The organism is Streptomyces niveiscabiei (assembly GCF_033794345.1).
GTDB classification, from domain to species: domain Bacteria; phylum Actinomycetota; class Actinomycetes; order Streptomycetales; family Streptomycetaceae; genus Streptomyces; species Streptomyces niveiscabiei.
Genome location: NZ_JARAYJ010000004.1, coordinates 73,860 through 94,067, shown reverse-complemented (window position 1 = coordinate 94,067; position 20,208 = coordinate 73,860). Strand labels below are relative to the sequence as shown.

Genomic DNA, 20,208 nt, shown 5'->3' with positions numbered 1-20,208 from the left:
ACGTTTCGAACACGGCTAGCTTCGTTGCGTAGCGCAAGCCACCCGGAACAAAGGGGATGAGCCATGCCCGCGAACGCCGTGTCCACGCGGACCGCCGCCTACCAGTACCCCCGCCGACGCCACAGCGTCACCCGGGCCCGCGACGACCTGCGCAGGCAGCTCGCCCAGTGGCGGGTCGGCGGTGAAGTCGCCTACGACGCCGAGGTGCTGGTATCGGAGCTCGCGACGAACGCGGTGAACGCGAAGGCGTTGCCGGGGAGGGAGATCCGGGTCGAGGTGACGTTGGCTCAGGGAGAGCTGCGGATCGAAGTCGCGGATGCCAGTGGGGAGTTGCCGGTGCTGCGGTGCGCCGGGGAGTGGGACGAGGGCGGGCGGGGGCTGGTGCTGGTGGAGGCGTTGGCGAAGGAGTGGGGAGTGGGGCCGAGGGAGGGGGTGGGGAAGGTGGTGTGGGCGGTGCTCAGCCTGCCGGACGCCACCCTCGACTCGCCGGATCAGAACCGGAGCTGACCCCGCCTCAGAGCGCCCGGACCGTCAGTGCGTCGTCCACGTGCTCCCCGTCCAGCGCGATCAGGTGACCCCCCGGGGCGTGGCGTTCGTCGAAGGAGGGGGTGGGCGGGATCTGTTCGCTTGAAGGTTCAAACGGAGATTTTATGGGGGTCGGGGGCAGGATGGGCGTATGCGACGAGTTGCTGTGGCCGGGGCGTCCGGTCTGATCGGAAGTGCGCTGGTGCGGTCTCTTGAGGCCGACGGGGTCGAGGTCGTGCGGCTGGTGCGGCGGGCCGCCGCCGGGCCCGGCGAGGTGGCGTGGGAGCCGGAGGCGGGGCGGGTGGACGCCGCCGGGCTCGCCGGTGTCGACGCCGTCGTGAACCTCGCCGGGGCGGGGGTCGGGGACCGGCGGTGGACGGAGTCGTACAAGAAGACCATTCGCGACGGGCGGGTCAAGGGCACGCGGGCGCTCGCCGAGGCCGTCGCCGCGATGGACGCGCCGCCGCGCGTGTTCGTCAACGGGAGCGCGATCGGGATCTACGGCGAGACCGGGGACCGGGCCGTCGACGAGAGCGCGCCGGCCGCGTCGGGGTTCCTGCCGGAGCTGTGCGTGGAGTGGGAGGCGGCGGCCGGGGCGGCTCAACGGGCGGGCGTGCGGACGGTGTTCGCGCGGACGGGGCTGGTCGTAGCGCGGGGTGGGGGTGCGTGGGGGAAGCTGTTCCCCTTGTTCAAGGCGGGACTTGGCGGGCGGATGGGCGACGGGCGGCAGTACTGGTCGTACATCGCGCTGCACGACGAGGTTGCGGCGATCCGGCATCTGCTCGAACACGACGGCCTGGAGGGGCCGTTCAACCTCACCGCACCCGAGCCCCTGACGAACCGTCAGATCACCGACGCCATGGCCCGCGTGCTGCACCGCCCGAAGGTGTTCACGGTCCCCGCACCCGTGTTGAAGCTGGTGCTCGGCGAGATGGCCGGGGACGTGCTGGGCAGCGCCCGCGTCGTACCCGGCAGGCTCCTGGAGTCGGGGTTCCGGTTCGCCTTCCCGGGCATCGACGACGCGGTGCGGGCGGCTCTGCGCTGAACTCCGGTCCCACCCGACCCACCCCGGCCGGGTATGCGACCTGCGTGCGCCCGTGCTCGGTCTGTGCGCGAGCTGACCGGGCCCGGGTGTGGACCTACCCTCAAGCGGAACTCGGGTATCCCTACGACGAGTTGAGGGTACGACGCCTTCGGCTCGGCGCAATCCGCGAGGAGGGGCACGTGCTTGAGCCCGCGTACAAGGTCGACGTCGTCATCGTGGGAGCCGGGGTGTCCGGACTGTCCGCGGCACAGCGGCTGATCGGCGCAGGACTGTCGGTGTGCGTACTGGAAGCCGCCCCCGGGGTCGGGGGGCGCATGGCGACCGAGAAGGTCGACGGGTTCCGGCTGGACCGGATCGGGCAGCTGCTGTCCACGGCGTACCCGGAACTGACGATGACCCCGGGCCTGGAGGGGCTGATGCTGCGGCCCTTCGCGCCGGGGGTGCTGGTGCACGGCGAGGGGCGGCGGGTGCGGGTGGGAACTCCCGTCGGTACGAGGGGAGTCGGCGGCAGGAGGGGGGCCGCCCGAGCGGGGAGGGCAACTCCGGGTGGCGCACGGGGAGTCCGGGGCGCGATGGGTCTCGGCCCCCGGGATATGCGGGGAGTTGCGGGCGGGGCAGGGCTCGGTCCCGGAGACGCGCGGGGAGTCGTGGGCGGGCGAGGGCTCGAACCCCGAAGGGGCGGGCTGGGGCCCGACCTCGAAAGGAGCGGCCTGGGGATCGGTCCCGGAAGGGGCGGGCTGGGGCTCGGTCCCGGAAGGGGCGGGCTGGGGCTCGACCTCGGCGGTGGGCGCGGCGTCCGGGGGTTCGGCCGCGGGGCTCGCGGGTCCGACGCGGCAAGGGAATCGTGGGGCTCCGAGACCGGGAGCGGCTCCCGGGCCGCCGCCGTGGGGGGCGCGCTGGCCGGTGCCGGGGGCTCCGTCGTGGGGGGCGCGAGGGGCGCATTCGATGTCGTACGCGCCCTGGCGAGCGCCCCTCGGGCCGGGACCGGCGGCGGCGAGGCGCTGCGGTACGGCGGTCCCCTCGGGTCGGCCATGGACCAGGCGCGGCTGCGCGGCGCGCTCTCCCGGCTCGCGTCCGTCCCCGTCGAGCGGCTCCTCGCCCGCGCCGAGTCCCCCGCCGGGGAGGCGCTCGCGGCGCGCGGGCTGCCGAGCCGTACGGTGGACGCGTTCCTGCGGCCCCTGCTCGCCGCGCTGCTGTGCGACCCCGAGCTGACGACGTCGAGCCGGTGCGCGGATCTCGCGCTGCGGGCGTTCGTCGGGGGACGGCTGTGCGTGCCCGAGGGCGGGGCCGACGCGCTGCCCGAGCTGCTCGCCTCGACGCTGCCGACCGGCGTCGTGCGTACGGGAGTTCGCGTCACGTCCGTCGCCACGACCTGCGTCACCACCGCCGAGCACGGGGAGTTCCGGTGCCGGGCCGTGCTGGTGGCGACCGACGCGCGTACGGCCGCCGAGCTGCTGCCGGGGCTGCGGGTGCCGGAGTTCCATCCGGTGACCGTCGTCCATCACACGACCGACGAACTCCCCGACAGCGGGGGCGCGTTGCTGCTCGACGCGGAGCGGGGCGGGCCGGTCGCCCATACGGCCGTCATGAGCGAGGTCGACCCCAACAGGGCGCCCGCCGGGCGGGTGTTGATCTCCTCGACCGTTCTCGGCACTCCCCCGGACGACCTCGACGCCACCATCCGCGCGCACCTCGCGCGGCTGTACGGCACGTCCACGTCCCGCTGGGAGACCCTCGCCGTCCACCACACCGCCGAGGCGGTCCCCGCGATGCGCCCGCCGCACGACCTGCGCCGCGCCGTCCGGCTCCTGGCCGGGCTGTACGTGTGCGGGGACCACCGGGACACCAGCACCGTGCAGGGGGCGCTGCATTCGGCGCACCGGGCGGCGACGGCGCTGATCGCGGAGCTGGGGGCGGCGGGGGCCTCGCAGTTGGCGGATCCGCCGGCGACGGTCACCGAGGCGGCCTGAAAGTTGCCGGCACGGGAATTCCGCGCGAGAAGTGAACCGTCCCCATCATGACAGGTTCGCCGGTGATTCCGTAGGACGGACGGCACAACTCGTTTGCCTTGTCCGCGACTTCACCGGCGCACAGAATCTTCCGCATGGATCACTCCAAGTCGGTCGATCAGGACGCGGTGTTGAGGGCTCGGACGGCATTGCTGGGATCAGGGGGACTGAGTCTGCGGGAGAAAGTCACGGCGTATCGGATATTGGCCCAGGTGAGCCCGCTGGCTTATCTGGGAAAACTGGCGACGGAATTGGTCTCGTATTCGTACGCGCCGGAATTCCGGGAGCGGCCGGACATCGTGTTCGCGCTGTGCGGGGAGGCGGCCCGGGCCGCGCGGGAGATCCCGGGCGGCGAGCCCGGGCGCACCGAGACGCTGGTGCGGGCGCTCGGGGCGTACGAAGGGGAGTTGTTCCGGCAGGGGCGGCGGGCGGAAGGGCTCGCCGTGTGCGAGGAGGCGGCCTCCGTCGGGCGCGAGGGGTTCGAGCGGGGGCAGGTGGAGAGCCGCGCGTACGGGAGCGGGCGGCTTGCCGTGGTCCTCGCCGAGGAGGGGCGGCACGTCGAGGCGGCCGAGGTGGCCGGGCGTGAAGTGGACGACTCCTTCTGGGCGTTGACGCGATGGGCGGCCGAACTCGACGCGGCGGGCAGCCATGGCGCGGCGTCGGAGGCGTTCGGGCGGCTCGTCGACGTGCAGCGCGGGCGGCTCGTCAAGGGCGAGGGGTCGACGACGCTCACCGTGTGGGCGCTGGTGCAGCACTCCCGGCTGGCCGGGACGGTCGGCGCGGACGCGGTGCGGGCCGAAGCGCTGGGCCTGCTGCGGGAGTTGGGCGACTCGGGTGAGCGGCGGGCGTGGAGCGACCTCCTCGCGTTCTGGACGACGCTGCTGGCACTGTCCTCCCGTTCCCTGGAGCCCGTCGGCTCCCCCGCGCCGGCGTTCGGCTCCGCCTTCTCCCACTGGTCCCCCGACGTCCGCGCCCAATACCTCGCCGGGCTCGACGAGTTGGAGCGCGAGGCCGCCGACCCGGACACGCCGCTCGCCGAACTGGCTGTCGTACAACATCGGTTGACGGTCCGTTCGGCGCTGTACCACCACAGCCGCGGGCCCCGGGTCGAGCAGCCCCTCACCCCGCTGTTCGGCCGGTCCGTCGCGCTGGCACGGCAGTTGGGCGACCCCGCGTGGCTGGCGCGGACGCTGACCGACCGGGCGATGTTCCTGGTCGCGGTGAAGCGGTACCGGGAGGCGTACGCGGACTTCCGGGAGGCGGTGGAGCTGACGGAGTGACCGGCCCGGCCGGGCGGCCCTCGCAAGCCGCCCGGCACGGCTGCTTCTACCCCAGCGTCGCCACCTTCTCCCGGTACCCCCGCACCGCCGCCGCGTCCTTGTACGGCTCCAACCGCCGCTCGAAGTCCCGGACATACTCCACGGCCCGCGCCGAGCGCATCTCGGACGCCTGGGACGCCGCTTCCGCCGCATGGCGGCACGCCTGGTCCAGTTCGCCGAGCGAGAGGCGGGCCGTGGCCAGGACCACCCGGCAGAACAGGCGGCTGCGGGCCTGGGTCGCGGGCCTCAAGTGGAGGGAGCGTTCGGCGTGTTGGGCCGCCGCGCGGAACTGGTGGAGGTCGCGGTGGCAGTGGGCGAACTCGTCGGCGAGTTGGGCTTCGTCGAAGAAGCGGGCCCAGTACGGGACTTCCTCCGCGCCGGTGTGCTTCGACGCTTCCAGGGCCCGTTCCGCGCGGACCAACGACGTGGTGCAGGCCCGGACTTCGCCCAGGACGCCATGCCCCCGCGCCTCCACCGCGTGCAGCAGGGCCTGGACGGTCGGCGCCGCCGCCGTACCCACGCCCTGCTGGGCCACGCGGGCCAACTGGACCGCCTCGCGGCCGTGTCCGAGGTAGACGGCCTGGCGGCTCATCGTGACGAGGACGTACGCGCCGTACGCGCGGTCCCCCGCCGCCTGGGAGAGGCGCAGCGCCTGGACGAAGTAGCGCTGGGCGAGTCCGTGCGCGGCGATGTCGTACGAGGTCCAGCCGGCCAGCCGGGTGAGGTCGGCGGCGGCGGCGAACAGGCGGCGGCCCGTCTGTTCGCCGTACACGCCCCGGAGCATGGGCTCGCACTCGTGCTCCAGGTAGCGGACCAGGGCCTGGCGGGCGTGGCCGCCGCCGTAGCGGCTGTCGAGGGCGCGGAAGAGTTCGCCGACCGAGCGCAGGGCGGAGATGTCGCCGCCGGTGACCCGGACGCCGCGTTCGCCGCGCTCGCGCTGGCGGGGTACGGCCGGGCGGGCCTGCGGGGGGATGCGGGGGTGCGGTTCGGCGCGGGCGACCTTCTCGTCGGCGCGGCCGATCAGCCAGTCGCGGCTCGGTACGACCAGGCCGGCCGGGGTGAAGGCGATCTTGCGGAGCTCGGCGTGGCTGCCGGAGTCCTTGCGCCACAGGCCGCTGACGATGTCGACGGCCTCCTCGGGGGTGCCGGCGAACTCCAGGCCCGCGTACACGGGGGCGCAGGCGTCGAGGCCGAGGTCCTGGGCGGTCAGGCGGCGGCCGAGGCGCCTGGTGAAGACCTCCGCGATCAGGGCCGGCGTCGTACCCCTCGGCTGCTGGCCGCGTAGCCAGCGGGTCACCGACGTCTTGTCGTATCTGAGGTCCAGGCCGTGTTCGAGCCCGAGCTGATCGACCCGGCGGGCCAGTCCTGCGTTGGAGAACCCCGCTTCTGCGATGAGCGCGGCGAGCTGGCGGTTGGGGGTGCGCGGCGCGGGTCGGTCCGTCATCTGCGGTGCGGTCTCCTGCCTTCCGGGCATGTGACGTGCCCGGATGAAGTGCCCGGATTGCCTGTGAGCAGCCCAGTTGGCCTCGTGAACGGCGCGAATGTAGCGGAGCGTGAGCAAGCGGTCGCACTATCCGGGGGGCATTCATCCGATCGTGTGAGGATTGGCCGTCGGGCTGACGCGGGCGGGGCAGTCGTACAGTGGCGTGGAGGCGTTTCGTGCCTTACCACGTCGAGGAGGCGTTTTGTCGTGAGTGAGCTGCGGTTCGTTCGCATGGGGTTCGGGGACGAGGCGGTCGACTACCAGGTCGCCTGGGACGAGCAGCGGCGGGTTCATGCGGCGCGCTTCGCCGATGAGGTGCCGGATACGGTGCTGCTGCTGGAGCATCCGCCGGTCTACACGGCCGGGCGGCGTACGGCCGACAGTGAGCGGCCTCTCGACGGGACGCCGGTGATCGACGTCGACCGTGGGGGGAAGATCACCTGGCACGGGCCGGGTCAGCTGGTGGGGTATCCCATTCAGAAGCTGCCTCGGCCGGTGGATGTCGTGGCGCATGTGCGGCGGATCGAGGACGCGCTGATCCGGGTCTGCGCGGAGTTCGGCGTCGAGACGTCGCGGGTCGAGGGGCGCAGCGGCGTGTGGATCCTGGGCGATCCCGTCGAGGACCGCCCCTCGCTCGGCGGGCTCTCCCTGGACTTCGATCCCCGGCTGACCGACGAGGAGTTCGACCCTCGGATGAACGGGCCCGAGTACGCGCCGTCCAACGCGGGGCAGCGGCGGGAGGACCGGAAGATCGCGGCGATCGGCATCCGGGTCGCGAAGGGCGTCACGATGCACGGCTTCTCGTTCAACGTGAACCCCGACAACAAGTGGTACGACCGGATCATCCCGTGCGGCATCCGGGACGCGGGGGTGGCGTCGCTCGCGGAGGAGCTGGGGCGGGACGTGACGATCGCGGAGGTGCTGCCGGTGGTGGAGCGGCATCTGAAGGACGTGCTGGAGAACGCGGAGCTGAAGCCGCGCGTGGTGGAGAAAGCGGCGGTGTGATCGGCGGGTGCGGGGGCGTCGCCGGATCGGGCTGAGGGAGGTCCGGTTGGGGGGCGAGCCTGGGCGGGCGATGCCCGGGCACATGGACCGGTCGACGCCGGGGCGGCGCGGGCCGGGAGGCGTCGGCCCGTTCGCGCCGCGCCTTACCCCACGACGTGCCGCCCCCTGCGGCGCGGGCGCCGTCTGCCACACGCCGTCGGTGTACAGCGGGCCGGCGCCTGGGCGGGCGGACCGCGGGGTGCCGTGCCGGGCGGTCGTGTGTGACCTGCGTGGCGGTGGCCCGCAGCCGCTCCCCCGTCGGCTGATGTGATGCCCCTCGCACCGGGAATGCGCCTCGCACCCAGCGGGTTGGCCTCGTCGCGGGGCTCAATTAGCACGGGCGTACCCTGGTGTACGCCGAAGAATCGAAGCACAGGGAGCCGGTCGTGTCCGCAGTCGCACCCGACGGACGCAAGATGCTGCGCCTGGAGGTCCGTAACGCTCAGACCCCCATCGAGCGCAAGCCCGAGTGGATCAAGACCCGGGCGAAAATGGGTCCCGAGTACACGAAGATGCAGGGGCTCGTGAAGAGCGAGGGGCTGCACACGGTGTGCCAGGAGGCCGGCTGCCCCAATATCTACGAGTGCTGGGAGGACCGGGAGGCGACGTTCCTCATCGGTGGCGACCAGTGCACGCGGCGGTGCGACTTCTGCCAGATCGACACCGGCAAGCCCGAGGCCCTGGACCGGGACGAGCCGCGCCGGGTGGGCGAGTCCGTCGTCACGATGGACCTGAACTACGCGACCATCACCGGCGTCGCGCGCGACGACCTGGAGGACGGCGGGGCGTGGCTGTACGCCGAGACCGTGCGGCAGATCCACGAGCAGACGGCGGGGCGCGCCGAGGGGCGTACGAAGGTCGAGCTGCTGGCGCCGGACTTCAACGCCGTGCCGGAGCTGCTCGACGAGGTCTTCGCGTCGCGGCCGGAGGTCTTCGCGCACAACGTCGAGACCGTGCCGCGGATCTTCAAGCGCATCCGGCCCGGTTTCCGGTACGAGCGTTCACTGAAGGTCATCACGGCCGCCCGTGACTACGGGCTCGTGACGAAGTCGAACCTGATCCTCGGGATGGGCGAGACCCGCGAGGAGATCACCGACGCGTTGCGGCAGATGCACGACGCCGGGTGCGAGCTGGTCACCATCACGCAGTACCTGCGGCCGTCCGTGCGGCACCACCCCGTCGAGCGGTGGGTGAAGCCGCACGAGTTCGTGGAGCTGAAGGAGGAGGCCGAGCAGATCGGGTTCTCCGGGGTCATGTCGGGGCCGCTGGTGCGGTCGTCGTACCGCGCGGGGCGGCTGTACCAGATGGCGGTGGAGAAGCGAGGGGCTTACGTCGCCTCGCAGGCGGTCTGACGCTCCGACCATCGGATTTCCCGACCCCTTGCCTCACTCCGGCCGTGTGAATTCCCGCACAAGAACCTACTCGCCGGTAATGGCCGAGACGGCGCGGTCCCGGACGTCCTCGCAGTTGAGGGCGTTGCCGGGGCCGCGTTGAAAGTTTTCGGGGTCGTATCAACGTTTCATCGGTGTTTGACCGGTCGGTCACGCCCTGGTAACACCAATCAGTGACGCTGATGTCACATCACGTAGGCCCATACCCAAAGCCGCTCCGAGGGGGGACCTCATCATGCAGGCCGCGCCCGTCCGTGCCACCGCCATCCCGACCTTCACCGACGCCCTGCGCGCCGTCGAGTCGCTGCTGCTGAGCAGCGGCCAGCGCACGGCCCGCCGCAACGCGTGGACCTCCGTGCTCGAAGACCGCCGCCGGGCCAAGGACCGGGTGGAGGCCGAGCGCGTCCTCGAAGCGGTCAGCTCCGCCCGTCCCTGAGCGCGAGGGCCCCGCACCGGGCACGTAGACTTCTGGCATGGCGAGAAGTGACAGCGCGGCAGCATCCGCGAACCCCGGGCGACTGAAGCAGATCGCCCTGACGTACAAGATGACCCGTAAGGCCGACAAGACGATCGGCCTGGTGCTCGCGGGCGTCTTCCTCCTCATCTTCGGTGTCTTTCTCGCGATCGGCTTCTGGATCGACCACCCGATCTACCTCGGGATCCTCGGTTTCCTGCTGGCCTTCCTGGGTACGGCGATCGTCTTCGGGCGGCGGGCCGAGCGGGCCGCGTTCGGGCAGATGGAGGGGCAGCCGGGTGCCGCCGCCGCCGTCCTCGACAACATCGGGCGGGGCTGGACCACGACGCCGGCCGTCGCGATGAACCGCAGCCAGGACGTCGTCCACCGGGCCGTCGGCAAGGCCGGGATCGTCCTCATCGCGGAGGGGAACCCGAACCGGGTGAAGACTCTGCTGGCCGCCGAGAAGAAGAAGATGAACCGGATCGTCGCGGATGTGCCGGTGCACGATGTGATCGTGGGCGTCGGTGAGGGGCAGATCGCGCTGAAGAAGCTGCGGACGACGCTGCTGAAGTATCCGCGGGTGCTTACTGGTCCCCAGGTGACGGCGACGAACGACCGGCTGAAGGCGATGGGGGACCTGATGTCCAACATGCCGCTGCCGAAGGGGCCGATGCCGAAGGGGATGAAGCTGCCGAAGGGTGGGCCCAAGGGCCGCTGATCACACTTGTACGACGATGGGGGCGCCCAAGATCTTGGGCGCCCCCATCGTCGTACCCGTCTCTAAATACGCACCTCGACTGTTTGCGCCAGCCTGTCGTGCAGGCCCCGGCCGTCCTTGTCCCAGACCAGGGCCGGGACGGCCAGGCACAGCAGGACCGTGCGGAGCAGGGCGCGCAGGGGGTTGACCGTGCCCGTGGGCAGGTGGAGGACCCTGATGCCGAAGAGGCGTTTGCCGGGGGTGAAGCCGATCGTCGTGACCGTGAGGGCGCCCAGGACGAAGAAGACCAGCAGGGCCCAGTTGCTCGTGGCGGGCGAGTAGCCGTCCGTGATGAGGCCGTATGCGATCAAGACGCTCAGGCCCCAGTCGACGGCGAGTGCGCCGAGGCGGCGGCCGGGGCGGGCGAGGGAGTTCGGGCCGTCCTCCGGGAGGCCGAGGTCCCGGCCCCGGTAGCCGAAGTCCGCACCGGCTTCCTCCAGGGCCGCGCGGGGTCCGGAGAGCCAGGATCCGAGTGCTTGCCTTTTGTCCACCCGTCCACGGTACTGGGCGGGCCGGGGGAAGCCGAAGGGCGGGGTGGGCCGGGGCCGGCCGGGCGGGGTGGGGCGGTACGGCCGGCCGGGCCGGGTGGGCAGAGGCGGGCCGAGTCCGGTTAACTTCGGCGAAACAAATGGGTCACGCCCGAGAAATCACCCGTCCCTAGGGTCGGGACGAGCGTGTGCCACCGCACTGGCCGCACGAACGAACTACCACCCCGGCTCGGGAAACAGCCGGGAGTAGGAGGAGCTGGATGTCCCAGAACGCCGACGACATCAAGAAGCTGATCACGGACGAGCAGGTCAAGTTCGTCGATGTCCGCTTCTGCGACCTGCCGGGCGTCATGCAGCACTTCACGGTGCCCGTCGATGCGTTCGACCCGGACGAGGAGCTCGCGTTCGACGGCTCGTCGATCCGTGGCTTCCAGGCGATCCACGAGTCGGACATGGCGCTGCGCGCGGACCTCGACACGGCGAAGATCGACCCGTTCCGCCGCGACAAGACGCTGAACCTCAACTTCTTCATCCACGACCCGATCACGGGCGAGCAGTACTCCCGCGACCCGCGCAACGTGGCGAAGAAGGCCGAGGCGTACCTCGCGTCGACCGGTATCGCGGACACCGCGTACTTCGGTCCCGAGGCCGAGTTCTACGTCTTCGACTCGGTGCGGTTCCAGACCTCCGCGAACGAGAGCTTCTACCACATCGACTCCGAGGCGGGCGCCTGGAACACCGGTGCGGTCGAGAACAACCGGGGTTACAAGGTCCGCTACAAGGGCGGCTACTTCCCGGTCGCGCCGGTCGACCACTTCGCCGACCTGCGCGCCGAGATCTCCCTGGAGCTGGAGAAGTCCGGCCTCAAGGTCGAGCGCCAGCACCACGAGGTGGGCACCGCCGGCCAGGCGGAGATCAACTACAAGTTCAACACGCTGCTCGCCGCGGCCGACGACCTCCAGCTCTTCAAGTACATCGTGAAGAACGTCGCCTGGCGCAACGGCAAGACCGCGACCTTCATGCCGAAGCCGATCTTCGGCGACAACGGCTCGGGCATGCACGTCCACCAGTCGCTGTGGTCGGGCGGCGACCCGCTGTTCTACGACGAGGCCGGGTACGCGGGCCTCTCGGACACCGCCCGCTACTACATCGGCGGCATCCTCAAGCACGCGCCGTCGCTGCTGGCGTTCACCAACCCGACGGTGAACTCCTACCACCGCCTGGTCCCGGGCTTCGAGGCGCCGATCAACCTGGTGTACTCGCAGCGCAACCGCTCCGCCGCGATGCGTATCCCGATCACGGGCTCCAACCCGAAGGCCAAGCGCGTCGAGTTCCGCGCGCCCGACTCCTCCGGCAACCCGTACCTCGCCTTCTCCGCCCTGCTGCTCGCGGGCCTCGACGGCATCAAGAACAAGATCGAGCCGGCCGAGCCGATCGACAAGGACCTCTACGAGCTGGCCCCCGAGGAGCACGCGGGCGTCGCCCAGGTCCCGACCTCCCTGAACGCCGTCCTCGACGCGCTGGAGTCGGACCACGAGTTCCTCCTCGCCGGCGACGTCTTCACGTCCGACCTGATCGAGACGTGGATCGACTTCAAGCGCACGAACGAGATCGCCCCGCTCCAGCTGCGCCCGCACCCGCACGAGTTCGAGCTGTACTACGACGTGTGATCGAACCGTGAGCCGTCCGGCGCCCTCGTCCCGTTCTCCGGGGCGGGGGCGCCGTCGTATCGTGAGGGGTATGGCTGACAAGGGCGAACCGGGCGACGAGGAGCGGGAGTTCGATCTTCGGTGGGCTGAGGGGGCCGTGCACAAGGAGCCGTCGGCTCGGGCGCGGATGCTGGCGGCGAAGTGGAGGGAGGAGCCGCCGGAGGCGGTGCCGTTCCGGGGGGAGCCGGTGGGGCGTCGTAGGCGGTTGCGGGTGCCGGTGGTGCGGCGGGGGCCCTGGATGTCGGTCGCTCTGGTGTTCGGGAGCATTGCCGTCGCGATCCTGGCGCTGGGGTACAGCGGGTATCAGGGGTTCTGAGGTTCTGAGGGGGCGGCTTCGGAGCTTTTGCCTGGACGGGGGCTGTTCAGGGACTGTTCATGGGGTGGTCGCGAGCACACTGGGCAGTGGGGCGAGTGCCTGACTGCGGGGTGATGCGGATGCGGAGCCGTTTTCGGAGCGACCGGCAGCTGACCGTGCGGATGACGGTCACGATGTTCCTGCTGGGGCTGCTGTACGTGGGGTTCGTCGCTGCCCTGATCGTGCTGCTGAGGTCGTGGGTGCTGGTCGTCGTGGTTGTCGCCGCGATGCTCGGTGCCCAGTTCTGGTTCTCGGACCGGATCGCGCTGTTCGCGATGCGGGGGCGGGTGGTGGAGCGGGAGGAGTATCCCGAGCTGCACGCCGTCGTGGACCGGCTGTGCGCGCTCGCCGACATGCCGAAGCCCGTGGTCGCCGTGTCCGAGATGGACATGCCGAACGCGTTCGCGACGGGGCGCGACCCCGACAACGCGGTGGTGTGTGTGACGACGGGGCTGCTGCGGCGGCTGGAGCCGGCGGAGCTGGAGGGCGTGCTGGCGCACGAGCTGTCGCATGTGGCGCACAAGGACGTCGCGGTGATCACGGTCGCCTCGTTCCTGGGGGTGCTGGCGGGGCTGATCGTGCGGTTCGCGCTGTACTCGCAGATGTTCGGCGGGCGGGACCGCAAGGACCAGAACACCCTCGCCGTGTTCGCCGCCGTGCTGGGTGTCTCGATGGCCGTGTACGCGCTGAGCTTCCTGCTGATCCGCGCGCTGTCCCGGTACCGGGAACTCGCCGCCGACCGGGCCGCCGCCCTGCTGACCGGCCGTCCCTCGGCGCTCGCGGCGGCGCTCACGAAGGTGGACGGCGACATCGCGCGCATCCCCTCGAAGGACCTGCGGACGGCGCAGGCGTTCAGCGCGTTCTACTTCACCCCGGCGCTGGGCTCGGAGCCGGGGATCGCCCGGTACTTCTCGACGCACCCGAGCCTGGACCAGCGGCTGGAGCAACTGGGCCGGATCTCCGCCGAGTTGGGCGAACCACGGGGAAAGACGGACTGATGGGGCTGCTGGACATCCTGCTGGGCCGGACCAAGCCGGTCGCACCCGACCTGGACCAGCTCTTCGCGCTGCCCTCGGCGGCCATCACCCTGGAGGCGGCGGCCGGGCTCACCCCGACCGGCGTCGGCGCGGTGTGCTTCGCGACGGTCGAGGGTTCGGCGTTCGACCAGACCCACCGGGAGGTGCAGGCGCTGCTGGACGCGGACACGGACCGTACGGGGCCGCCGGTCGAGCTGACGCGCGACACGTACGGCTACTCCTGGCTCGTCTCGCGCCGCTCCCCCGACGACCTCGCCGCGCTCGTCAACGACCTGCACGCGGTGAACAGTTCGATGGAGGTCAACGGGTTCGGGCCGCAACTTCTGTGCTCCCTGGCGGGGTTCACGGACGCGGACGGGCGAAGGCTCGCGCTGGTGTACCTCTACAAGCGGGGCACGTTCTATCCGTTCGCCCCGCTGGGGGATGCCCAACGCCGGGACAACGCGCTGGAGTTGCGGGCCAAGGCGGCTCTCGTGGACGACCTGCGGATCGAGCAGGACCTCAGCCGGTGGTTCCCGGTGTGGGGCGCGCCGGGTCTGTGAGGAGCGTCCCCCGTACCGCCTCCTCCGTCCGCGCCACCACCGCCGTGCCGTCCTCGGCGGTGATGATGGGCCGCTGGATCAGCTTCGGGTGCGCGGCGAGGGCGGTGATCCAGCGGGCGCGGGACGACTCGTCGCGCGGCCATTCCTTCAGGCCCAGTTCCTTCGCGGCGGCCTCCTGCGTGCGGACGATGTCCCACGGTTCGAGGCCGAGGCGCCCGAGGACCTCCTCGATCTCGGCCTCGCTCGGGACGTCTTCCAGGTAGCGGCGGACGGTGTAGTCCGCGCCCTCCGCGTCGAGGATCGTGAGGGCGCTGCGGCACTTGGAACAGGCGGGGTTGATCCAGATCTCCATGGGTCCCACGGTACGTGAGTGAGGTGCCGGGAGGGCCCTCGAACGGCCTTTGATCAGGGGCTTTTGTCAGTGGCGGGGAGTAGAATAGAAGCAGTGTTCGAGGGTGTCGCCGGGGGGTTTCGACACTTCCCCGGCGGCGTCCTGACAACGGGAGGTTCGCCTGTGTCCGCTGTCCTGTTCGATCTGCCGTACGCCCCTGTCGAGAAGCACCCGCTGCCCGCGGGGCGTCCGCGTGAGTGGTACATCTCGCACAACCGCCGCCTCAAGGCCATGCGCCTCGCCATCGCCCTCCTCGACGCGGGGGTGTTCGTCCCGAACCAGGCCCGCAACGAGAAGATCCGCTCCACGGCCGAGCGGATCGGCATCCACCCGCCGTCGGACACGACGTGTCACATGGTGCGGGCGCTGATGCGGTACTCGCGGTGAACTGAGCGCCGGACGCCAGGCGTTGGCGTCCGGCTCTTTCACGCGTACGTCGCCAGCAGGCCGCGTACGTACGTCTCCAGCCGCTCCCCCAGCAGTTCGGGGGTCAGGTCGGTGCGGCCCGACTCCCGCCAGGGGCCCGCGAGTTTGGTCGCGTCGCCGGCGTAGTGGAGGCAGTCCAGGAGACGCCAGTAGAGGTGGTCGGGGCCGGGGGCCAACGGGCGTCCGCCGTGGGCCTCGTAGCGTTCCCGGAAGCCGAGTCCCGTCTCCGGACCGTGCAGGAGGGCGAGGGCCGTCGAGCAGTGGGCCACGTCCAGGTCGGCCGGGCCCCAGGACGTCTCCACCCAGTCGACGACGCCGGTGACCCGGCCGTCGTGGAAGAGGACGTTGCCGGGGTGGAAGTCGCGGTGGAGGAAGCAGGGTTCGTACGCGGGGGGTTCGCGGCGGATGAGGTCCACCGCGCGGGTCCACAGGTCGCCTCGGGGGGTCCGGACGCGGTCCGCCGACGTCCATGCCTGGTAGTCGCGGGGGCGTTCGGCGGGGTCCACCGCGTGGATGCGGGCGAGGAGTGCCGCGAGTTGGTCGAGGCGGTGCTCCAGGTCCTCCTCGTCTTCCTCGTCGAAGCGGACTCGGCCCGGGAGGGCGGTCATCGCGAGGGAGGGGTGGTCGCAGTGGGTGGCGTCGGGGTCCACGCCGATGAGGGCCGCCACCGGGATGCCGTCCTCTTCCGCGAGCAGTGTGAGGATGTCCGCCTCCCGTTGGAGGAGGCCGGGGGCGTGCTTGCGGAAGAAGGGCTTCACGAAGCTGCGCAGGACGATGTCGTCGTCCGGGAGTGTCACCCGGCGCATCTGTGAACTCCAGCCGCCCTTCAGGGGGTTGTCGGCGGTGCGGGCCCGGCCGGTCTGCTTGGCGAGCCACTCCCACGTCGCCGTCCAGCCCCTGTCCGCGAGGCCGGTGAGGAGGCCGGTCACCAACTCCCGTCTCGCCTCGGCGTGATCCCGGTACCAGAGGCCCAACTGGTGGTCGGCGCCGTCCAGTTCGACCCTGCTGTACTGGGCGCGGGCGGTCAGCGCGTCCTCGATCGCCTCCGTCACCTCCGGCGGGATCACCGCGTCGGTCTCCGGTACGAGGAGCAGGGCGCGGCCGGTGAAGCCGCGCAGCGTCTCCAGTGCGGGGGAACGCCGCCAGGAGTCCGGCGTCCGGATGATCTCGGTGAAGCGGCCGTCGCCCTCGCCGAAAGGCTCGTCCCAGGCTTCGGGGGCGTATACGGCTGGGGCGCCGAGGGCGATCGAGGTGACGCGTTCGCCGTAGTGGGCGGTGAGGTCGGCGACCGTCTGGCCGCTCATGCTGAACCCGGCGAGGATCAGGGGGGTTTGGGCGGGTACGTACGCGTCGATGACCGCGACCGCCTGCTCGAAGCGGCGCCTGAGGCTCAACTCCCGTAGCTGTCCGGTGCTTTCGCCGTGGCCGGTGAAGTCGAGGGCGAGGGCCTGGACGCCGTGCGCGGTGAACTCCTCGGCCAGCGGGAGGAGTCGGGCCTTGCTGCCGCGTCCGGCGCCGTGCAGGAGGACGGCCGCGGCGGGGGCGGCTGGCGGGCCGCCGCGCACTCCGCTGAGGACGTCGTCGCCGTGGTCGTACGCGAAAGAAGTCAGTTCTGGCATGGGCCCATTGATACATACGCCGTGCGGGGGAACCCGGAGGGGTGAGGGAGGAGATCCGTCATGGGAATCATCGGTGTGGGCGCGGTCGGTGTGCTGGCCGTGCTCGGTTTCGGGAACCATCTGTGGTGGCTGGTCGCGGGGGGCCTCTACCTGTTCCTGAGCAAGCGGTCGGACTCGGAGAAGAAGGAGGCGGGTACCGCCCGGCCGACGACCTACCAGGGGTACCGCGCGCGGCGGGACCGGCAGGCGAGGTGGGAGCGGAGGTACCGGCGGGAGCGGAGGTGGCGGTGGATCTGAGCGCTGCCCCGGACAAGGGGCCTCACCTCCGTGAATCCTGTCACAGAACACCCAGGTAACACGGGGTTCACACTCGGGCAATGGGCGGGAAACCGCCTGTTGACAGGGTGCCGGTATTCGACGTGGCGCCCCAGTGCCGTAGCGCCGCTGCACCCGCAAGTGCGCCAAGACATACCCCCGAAGGATGTGGCCCCGTGACCTTCAAGGCTGAGTACATCTGGATCGACGGCACCGAGCCGACGGCCAAGCTGCGTTCCAAGACGAAGATCGTCACGGACGCGTTCGGCGGGCTCGAGTCGCTGCCGATCTGGGGCTTCGACGGGTCCTCCACGAACCAGGCCGAGGGTCACGCGTCCGACCGTGTACTGAAGCCGGTCTTCACCTGTCCGGACCCGATCCGCGGCGGCGACGACATCCTCGTCCTGTGCGAGGTCCTCGACATCGACATGACGCCGCACTCGTCCAACACGCGTGCCGCGCTCGTCGAGGTCGAGACGCGGTTCGCCGCGCAGGAGCCGATCTTCGGGATCGAGCAGGAGTACACGTTCTTCAAGGACGGCTACCCCCTCGGCTTCCCCAAGGGCGGCTTCCCGGCCCCCCAGGGCGGCTACTACTGCGGTGTCGGCGCGGACGAGATCTTCGGCCGTGACGTCGTCGAGGCGCACCTCGCGAACTGCCTCGCCGCCGGTCTCGGGATCTCCGGCATCAACGCCGAAGTCATGCCGGGCCAGTGGGAGTTCCAGGTCGGCCCGCTCTCCCCGAGCGTCGTCGCCGACCAGCTGTGGATCGCGCGGTGGCTGCTCTACCGTACGGCCGAGGACTTCGGCGTCTCCGCGACGCTGGACCCGAAGCCGGTGAAGGGCGACTGGAACGGCGCGGGCGCGCACACGAACTTCTCCACGAAGGCGATGCGCGAGTCGTACGACGCGATCATCACCGCCGCCGAGTCCCTCGGCGAGGGCTCCAAGCCGCTGGACCACGTCAAGAACTACGGCGCGGGCATCGACGACCGCCTCACGGGCCTGCACGAGACGGCCCCGTGGAACGAGTACTCCTACGGCGTCTCCGACCGCGGCGCCTCCGTCCGCATCCCGTGGCAGGTCGAGAAGGACGGCAAGGGCTACATCGAGGACCGCCGCCCCAACGCGAACGTCGACCCGTACGTGGTGACGCGTCTGCTGGTGGACACGTGCTGCTCCGCGCTGGAGAAGGCCGGCCAGGTCTGACCTCGCCGCGACGACTCTTGAAGGGCGCCCCTGTGGAGGGGGCGCCCTTCTCGCGTACGGGTTCTGGTCTACGGGTTCTGGTCTACGGGTTCTGGTCGAGGAAGCGTCCAACCTGTGAGAGGAGGGTCCTTCAAGTGGGCGGGGTCTGCTTCAATGGGGGTATGGCCAGCTTCCAGAAGTGCGATGCGACGGGTCGCCATGACCTTGAGCCGTTCTGGCCCTCCCGTCAGCATCACGACTTCGATCGGGTGTGTTGTCGCGCGGTGAACGCGCCGGCCCTCTAAAGCCGTACATCCCGGTCTTCGGCCGACGCGAACAGGTACGTCCTCCTGACGAACTCCTCGCGCGAAAGAGCTGACGTCTCATGGCCAACACCCGTTCTCTGAGTTCCCTGTCCTCTCCCTCCTCTCCGTCCCCTTCCCGGCATCGGCTGCGGGCCGTCGACCGGGACGAGGTCGTGGAGGTCTCCGACTTCCTTCCGCCGGGGGCCACTTGGCTGCCCGCGCCGCAGCACACGCTGCCCTCGCTGCCCGGTCAGCCGCCGATGGTCGGGTACCTGGTTCTCGTCCCCGCGGATCAGCAGCCGCCGTTCCTGCCGGTGGCCGTGCCGGAGCCCGAGCCCGAGCGGAGCGCTGCCGGCGCGCTCGTCCGGATCGACTCCGTCCAGCGGACCGCCTTCGTCGACGGGGCCGAACTCGATCTGACGTACCTGGAGTTCGAGTTGCTCGCGCATCTCGTGGCTCATCCGCATCGGGTGCATACGCGGGATCAGCTCGTCACCACGGTGTGGGGGTACGGGCATGTCGGGGACGGGCGGACCGTCGATGTGCATGTGGCGCGGCTCCGGCGGAAGTTGGGGGCGCACCGGCAGGCCATTCAGACGGTTCGGCGGGTGGGGTACAAGTACGCGCCGTCGGCTGGGAGGTAGTTGCGCACCCTGCGTTCAGCCTTGACGGTGCTTTTCTCCCCCGGTGTCTCTGCTGTCGGCAGAGTTCCGTTCCGTCCGGAGGTGATCGCGGGCAGAGTCCCTCCCATGAGACTTCTTGTGCTGGGTGGGACTCAGTTCGTCGGACGGGCCGTTGTCGAGGCCGCCGTTGCTCGGGGGTGGGAGGTCACCGTCTTCAATCGGGGATCTGCCGGAGCCGTCGCCGGAGTTGAGCAGCTCGTCGGGGATCGGACCGTCGACGGTGGGTTGGCGGCGTTGGGCGGCGGGACCTGGGACGCCGTCGTCGATACGTGGGCCCGGGAGCCGAGAGCCGTGCGGAGCGTGGCCCGGTTGTTGCGGGGGCGTGTCGGGCGGTACGCGTACGTGTCCAGTCTGTCCGTGTACGAGTGGGCGCCGCCCGCCGGGTACGACGAGAGCGCGCGGGTCGTCGAGGGGGATCCCGGGGCGGGGCTCACCGAGTACGCGCGGGACAAGCGGGGCGGCGAGCTGGCCGTGCTGGAGGCTTTCGGGGCCGAGGCGTGCCTGTTCGCGCGGGCCGGGTTGATTCTCGGGCCGTACGAGAATGTGGGGCGCCTTCCCTGGTGGCTGGCCAGGATCGCGCGGGGTGGGCCCGTACTCGCGCCCGGGCCACGGGAGTTGGCGTTGCAGTACATCGACGCGCGTGATCTGGCCGGGTGGGTGCTGGGTGCGGTGGAGGGCGGGGTGGCCGGACCCGTCAACCTGGTCACCCCCCAGGGCCACTCGACGATGGGCCGGCTCCTCGACGCCTGCGTCACGGTGACGGCGTCCTCCGCCGACCTCCGCTGGACCGACCCGGAGACGATCCTCGCGGCCGGCATCAAGCCGTGGACGGAGTTGCCGGTGTGGGTGCCGCCGGGGTCGGACATGCACGACGCGCTGCACGCGGCGGATGTGTCGGCGGCGGTGGGGACGGGGTTGGTGTGCAGGCCGGTGGAGGAGACGGTCGCGGACACGTGGACGTGGCTGCGGTCCCTCGGCGGTGAGGTGCCCCGGCGTCCGGATCTGACGATCGGCGTGCCGGAGGAGGTGGAGGCGAGGGTGCTGGCGGGCGGGTGAGAGGGGTGGGGGGTGTATCTACCACCACCCCGCCACTCGGGCCCCTGCCCCCGTGACCTGCTCCG

At 71.0% G+C, this 20,208-nt stretch carries 21 protein-coding genes and 1 pseudogene; 18 read left to right on the top strand and 4 right to left on the bottom strand.

The features are described from left to right. Nucleotides 1–63 precede the first annotated feature (63 nt). From PV682_RS06730 to PV682_RS06715, 5 genes and pseudogenes are all read left to right on the top strand, one after another. Complete coding sequence (locus PV682_RS06730) at nt 64–507, top strand: ATP-binding protein (RefSeq protein WP_319725036.1); 444 nt, start codon at nt 64–66, stop codon at nt 505–507. Between the two features lie 169 nt (nt 508–676). Then, nucleotides 677–1,570 (top strand): TIGR01777 family oxidoreductase, encoded by an 894-nt coding sequence (locus tag PV682_RS06725; protein ID WP_319725034.1) that lies wholly within the window; start codon nt 677–679, stop codon nt 1,568–1,570. Between the two features lie 44 nt (nt 1,571–1,614). Next, nucleotides 1,615–1,902 (top strand): annotated as a pseudogene (locus tag PV682_RS44270) (FAD-dependent oxidoreductase); the annotation flags it as partial. Nucleotides 1,903–2,142: 240 nt separating this feature from the next. After that, nucleotides 2,143–3,540, top strand: a complete 1,398-nt coding sequence (locus tag PV682_RS06720) for an NAD(P)/FAD-dependent oxidoreductase (protein ID WP_407705618.1) — start codon at nt 2,143–2,145, stop codon at nt 3,538–3,540. A gap of 251 nt (nt 3,541–3,791) precedes the next feature. Then, nucleotides 3,792–4,859, top strand: coding sequence for a hypothetical protein (locus PV682_RS06715; RefSeq protein ID WP_319725030.1), 1,068 nt, complete (start codon nt 3,792–3,794; stop codon nt 4,857–4,859). A 46-nt stretch (nt 4,860–4,905) separates the two neighbouring features. Here the strand turns inward: PV682_RS06715 and PV682_RS06710 are convergent, their stop codons facing one another. Next, a complete protein-coding gene (locus PV682_RS06710) occupies nt 4,906–6,342 on the bottom strand; it encodes a regulator (RefSeq protein WP_319725028.1) in 1,437 nt (478 codons plus the stop codon). A gap of 246 nt (nt 6,343–6,588) precedes the next feature. Here PV682_RS06710 and lipB point away from each other — a divergent pair, with 246 nt between their 5' ends. From lipB to PV682_RS06690, 4 genes are all read left to right on the top strand, one after another. Next, complete coding sequence (gene lipB / locus PV682_RS06705; protein ID WP_319725026.1) at nt 6,589–7,386, top strand: lipoyl(octanoyl) transferase LipB; 798 nt, start codon at nt 6,589–6,591, stop codon at nt 7,384–7,386. 425 nt (nt 7,387–7,811) lie between these two features. Further along, the gene (gene lipA, locus PV682_RS06700) at nt 7,812–8,777 is read left to right on the top strand and encodes a lipoyl synthase (protein WP_319725024.1); all 966 of its coding nucleotides are present in this window, start codon (nt 7,812–7,814) and stop codon (nt 8,775–8,777) included. 274 nt (nt 8,778–9,051) lie between these two features. Further along, complete coding sequence (locus tag PV682_RS06695) at nt 9,052–9,252, top strand: SCO2195 family GlnR-regulated protein (protein ID WP_010352015.1); 201 nt, start codon at nt 9,052–9,054, stop codon at nt 9,250–9,252. Between the two features lie 37 nt (nt 9,253–9,289). After that, on the top strand, nt 9,290–9,991 hold the full coding sequence (locus PV682_RS06690) for a DUF4191 domain-containing protein (protein WP_055724570.1): 702 nt from the start codon (nt 9,290–9,292) through the stop codon (nt 9,989–9,991). Between the two features lie 62 nt (nt 9,992–10,053). Here the strand turns inward: PV682_RS06690 and PV682_RS06685 are convergent, their stop codons facing one another. Then, a complete protein-coding gene (locus PV682_RS06685) occupies nt 10,054–10,521 on the bottom strand; it encodes an RDD family protein (protein WP_109362653.1) in 468 nt (155 codons plus the stop codon). Nucleotides 10,522–10,778: 257 nt separating this feature from the next. On the opposite strand from PV682_RS06685, the gene glnA reads away from it, so the two are divergent. The 4 genes from glnA (at nt 10,779) to pspAB (ending at nt 14,161) form a co-directional block, all read left to right on the top strand. Next, nucleotides 10,779–12,188, top strand: a complete 1,410-nt coding sequence (gene glnA, locus PV682_RS06680; RefSeq protein WP_055719563.1) for a type I glutamate--ammonia ligase — start codon at nt 10,779–10,781, stop codon at nt 12,186–12,188. A gap of 70 nt (nt 12,189–12,258) precedes the next feature. Continuing rightward, on the top strand, nt 12,259–12,543 hold the full coding sequence (locus tag PV682_RS06675) for an SCO2583/SCO2584 N-terminal domain-containing protein (RefSeq protein ID WP_319725017.1): 285 nt from the start codon (nt 12,259–12,261) through the stop codon (nt 12,541–12,543). 119 nt (nt 12,544–12,662) lie between these two features. Further along, nucleotides 12,663–13,580: a zinc metalloprotease HtpX gene (htpX, locus tag PV682_RS06670; RefSeq protein WP_319725015.1), complete on the top strand. Its 918-nt coding sequence runs from the start codon at nt 12,663–12,665 to the stop codon at nt 13,578–13,580. After that, complete coding sequence (gene pspAB, locus PV682_RS06665; protein WP_319725013.1) at nt 13,580–14,161, top strand: PspA-associated protein PspAB; 582 nt, start codon at nt 13,580–13,582, stop codon at nt 14,159–14,161. Before htpX ends, pspAB begins: the two co-directional genes overlap by 1 nt. On the opposite strand, the gene PV682_RS06660 is transcribed toward pspAB, so the two are convergent. After that, entirely contained in the window at nt 14,121–14,513 is a 393-nt protein-coding gene (locus PV682_RS06660; RefSeq protein ID WP_319725011.1) for an arsenate reductase family protein, read from the bottom strand. The two genes, pspAB and PV682_RS06660, sit on opposite strands and share 41 nt — an antisense overlap. 162 nt (nt 14,514–14,675) lie before the next feature. Here PV682_RS06660 and PV682_RS06655 point away from each other — a divergent pair, with 162 nt between their 5' ends. Next, on the top strand, nt 14,676–14,939 hold the full coding sequence (locus PV682_RS06655; protein WP_193555032.1) for a hypothetical protein: 264 nt from the start codon (nt 14,676–14,678) through the stop codon (nt 14,937–14,939). A gap of 38 nt (nt 14,940–14,977) precedes the next feature. On the opposite strand, the gene PV682_RS06650 is transcribed toward PV682_RS06655, so the two are convergent. After that, on the bottom strand, nt 14,978–16,597 hold the full coding sequence (locus tag PV682_RS06650) for a phosphotransferase (RefSeq protein WP_319725008.1): 1,620 nt from the start codon (nt 16,595–16,597) through the stop codon (nt 14,978–14,980). A 60-nt stretch (nt 16,598–16,657) separates the two neighbouring features. Between PV682_RS06650 and PV682_RS06645 the strand changes: the two genes are divergently transcribed. From PV682_RS06645 to PV682_RS06630, 4 genes are all read left to right on the top strand, one after another. Further along, nucleotides 16,658–16,894 carry a hypothetical protein gene (locus PV682_RS06645; RefSeq protein WP_319725006.1) on the top strand — a complete coding sequence of 79 codons (237 nt, stop codon included), beginning with the start codon at nt 16,658–16,660 and terminating at the stop codon, nt 16,892–16,894. 194 nt (nt 16,895–17,088) lie between these two features. Further along, nucleotides 17,089–18,120: a glutamine synthetase gene (glnII, locus tag PV682_RS06640; RefSeq protein ID WP_319725004.1), complete on the top strand. Its 1,032-nt coding sequence runs from the start codon at nt 17,089–17,091 to the stop codon at nt 18,118–18,120. A 364-nt stretch (nt 18,121–18,484) separates the two neighbouring features. Beyond that, a complete protein-coding gene (locus PV682_RS06635) occupies nt 18,485–19,048 on the top strand; it encodes a winged helix-turn-helix domain-containing protein (protein ID WP_319725002.1) in 564 nt (187 codons plus the stop codon). A 105-nt stretch (nt 19,049–19,153) separates the two neighbouring features. After that, nucleotides 19,154–20,143, top strand: coding sequence for an NAD-dependent epimerase/dehydratase family protein (locus PV682_RS06630; protein WP_319725000.1), 990 nt, complete (start codon nt 19,154–19,156; stop codon nt 20,141–20,143). Nucleotides 20,144–20,208: the final 65 nt, after the last annotated feature.

Excerpts from the sequence above, each read along its gene's own strand:
- PV682_RS06710 (WP_319725028.1), bottom strand. The coding sequence starts at position 6,342 with ATGACGGACCGACCCGCGCCGCGCACCCCCAACCGCCAGCTCGCCGCG.
- PV682_RS06660 (WP_319725011.1), bottom strand. The coding sequence starts at position 14,513 with ATGGAGATCTGGATCAACCCCGCCTGTTCCAAGTGCCGCAGCGCCCTC.
- PV682_RS06645 (WP_319725006.1), top strand. The coding sequence starts at position 16,658 with ATGGGAATCATCGGTGTGGGCGCGGTCGGTGTGCTGGCCGTGCTCGGT.
- glnA (WP_055719563.1), top strand. The coding sequence starts at position 10,779 with ATGTCCCAGAACGCCGACGACATCAAGAAGCTGATCACGGACGAGCAG.
- PV682_RS06630 (WP_319725000.1), top strand. The coding sequence starts at position 19,154 with ATGAGACTTCTTGTGCTGGGTGGGACTCAGTTCGTCGGACGGGCCGTT.
- PV682_RS06720 (WP_407705618.1), top strand. The coding sequence starts at position 2,143 with ATGGGTCTCGGCCCCCGGGATATGCGGGGAGTTGCGGGCGGGGCAGGG.
- PV682_RS06635 (WP_319725002.1), top strand. The coding sequence starts at position 18,485 with ATGGCCAACACCCGTTCTCTGAGTTCCCTGTCCTCTCCCTCCTCTCCG.
- PV682_RS06730 (WP_319725036.1), top strand. The coding sequence starts at position 64 with ATGCCCGCGAACGCCGTGTCCACGCGGACCGCCGCCTACCAGTACCCC.
- PV682_RS06725 (WP_319725034.1), top strand. The coding sequence starts at position 677 with ATGCGACGAGTTGCTGTGGCCGGGGCGTCCGGTCTGATCGGAAGTGCG.
- PV682_RS06695 (WP_010352015.1), top strand. The coding sequence starts at position 9,052 with ATGCAGGCCGCGCCCGTCCGTGCCACCGCCATCCCGACCTTCACCGAC.
- PV682_RS06690 (WP_055724570.1), top strand. The coding sequence starts at position 9,290 with ATGGCGAGAAGTGACAGCGCGGCAGCATCCGCGAACCCCGGGCGACTG.
- PV682_RS06675 (WP_319725017.1), top strand. The coding sequence starts at position 12,259 with ATGGCTGACAAGGGCGAACCGGGCGACGAGGAGCGGGAGTTCGATCTT.
- pspAB (WP_319725013.1), top strand. The coding sequence starts at position 13,580 with ATGGGGCTGCTGGACATCCTGCTGGGCCGGACCAAGCCGGTCGCACCC.
- htpX (WP_319725015.1), top strand. The coding sequence starts at position 12,663 with ATGCGGAGCCGTTTTCGGAGCGACCGGCAGCTGACCGTGCGGATGACG.
- PV682_RS06650 (WP_319725008.1), bottom strand. The coding sequence starts at position 16,597 with ATGCCAGAACTGACTTCTTTCGCGTACGACCACGGCGACGACGTCCTC.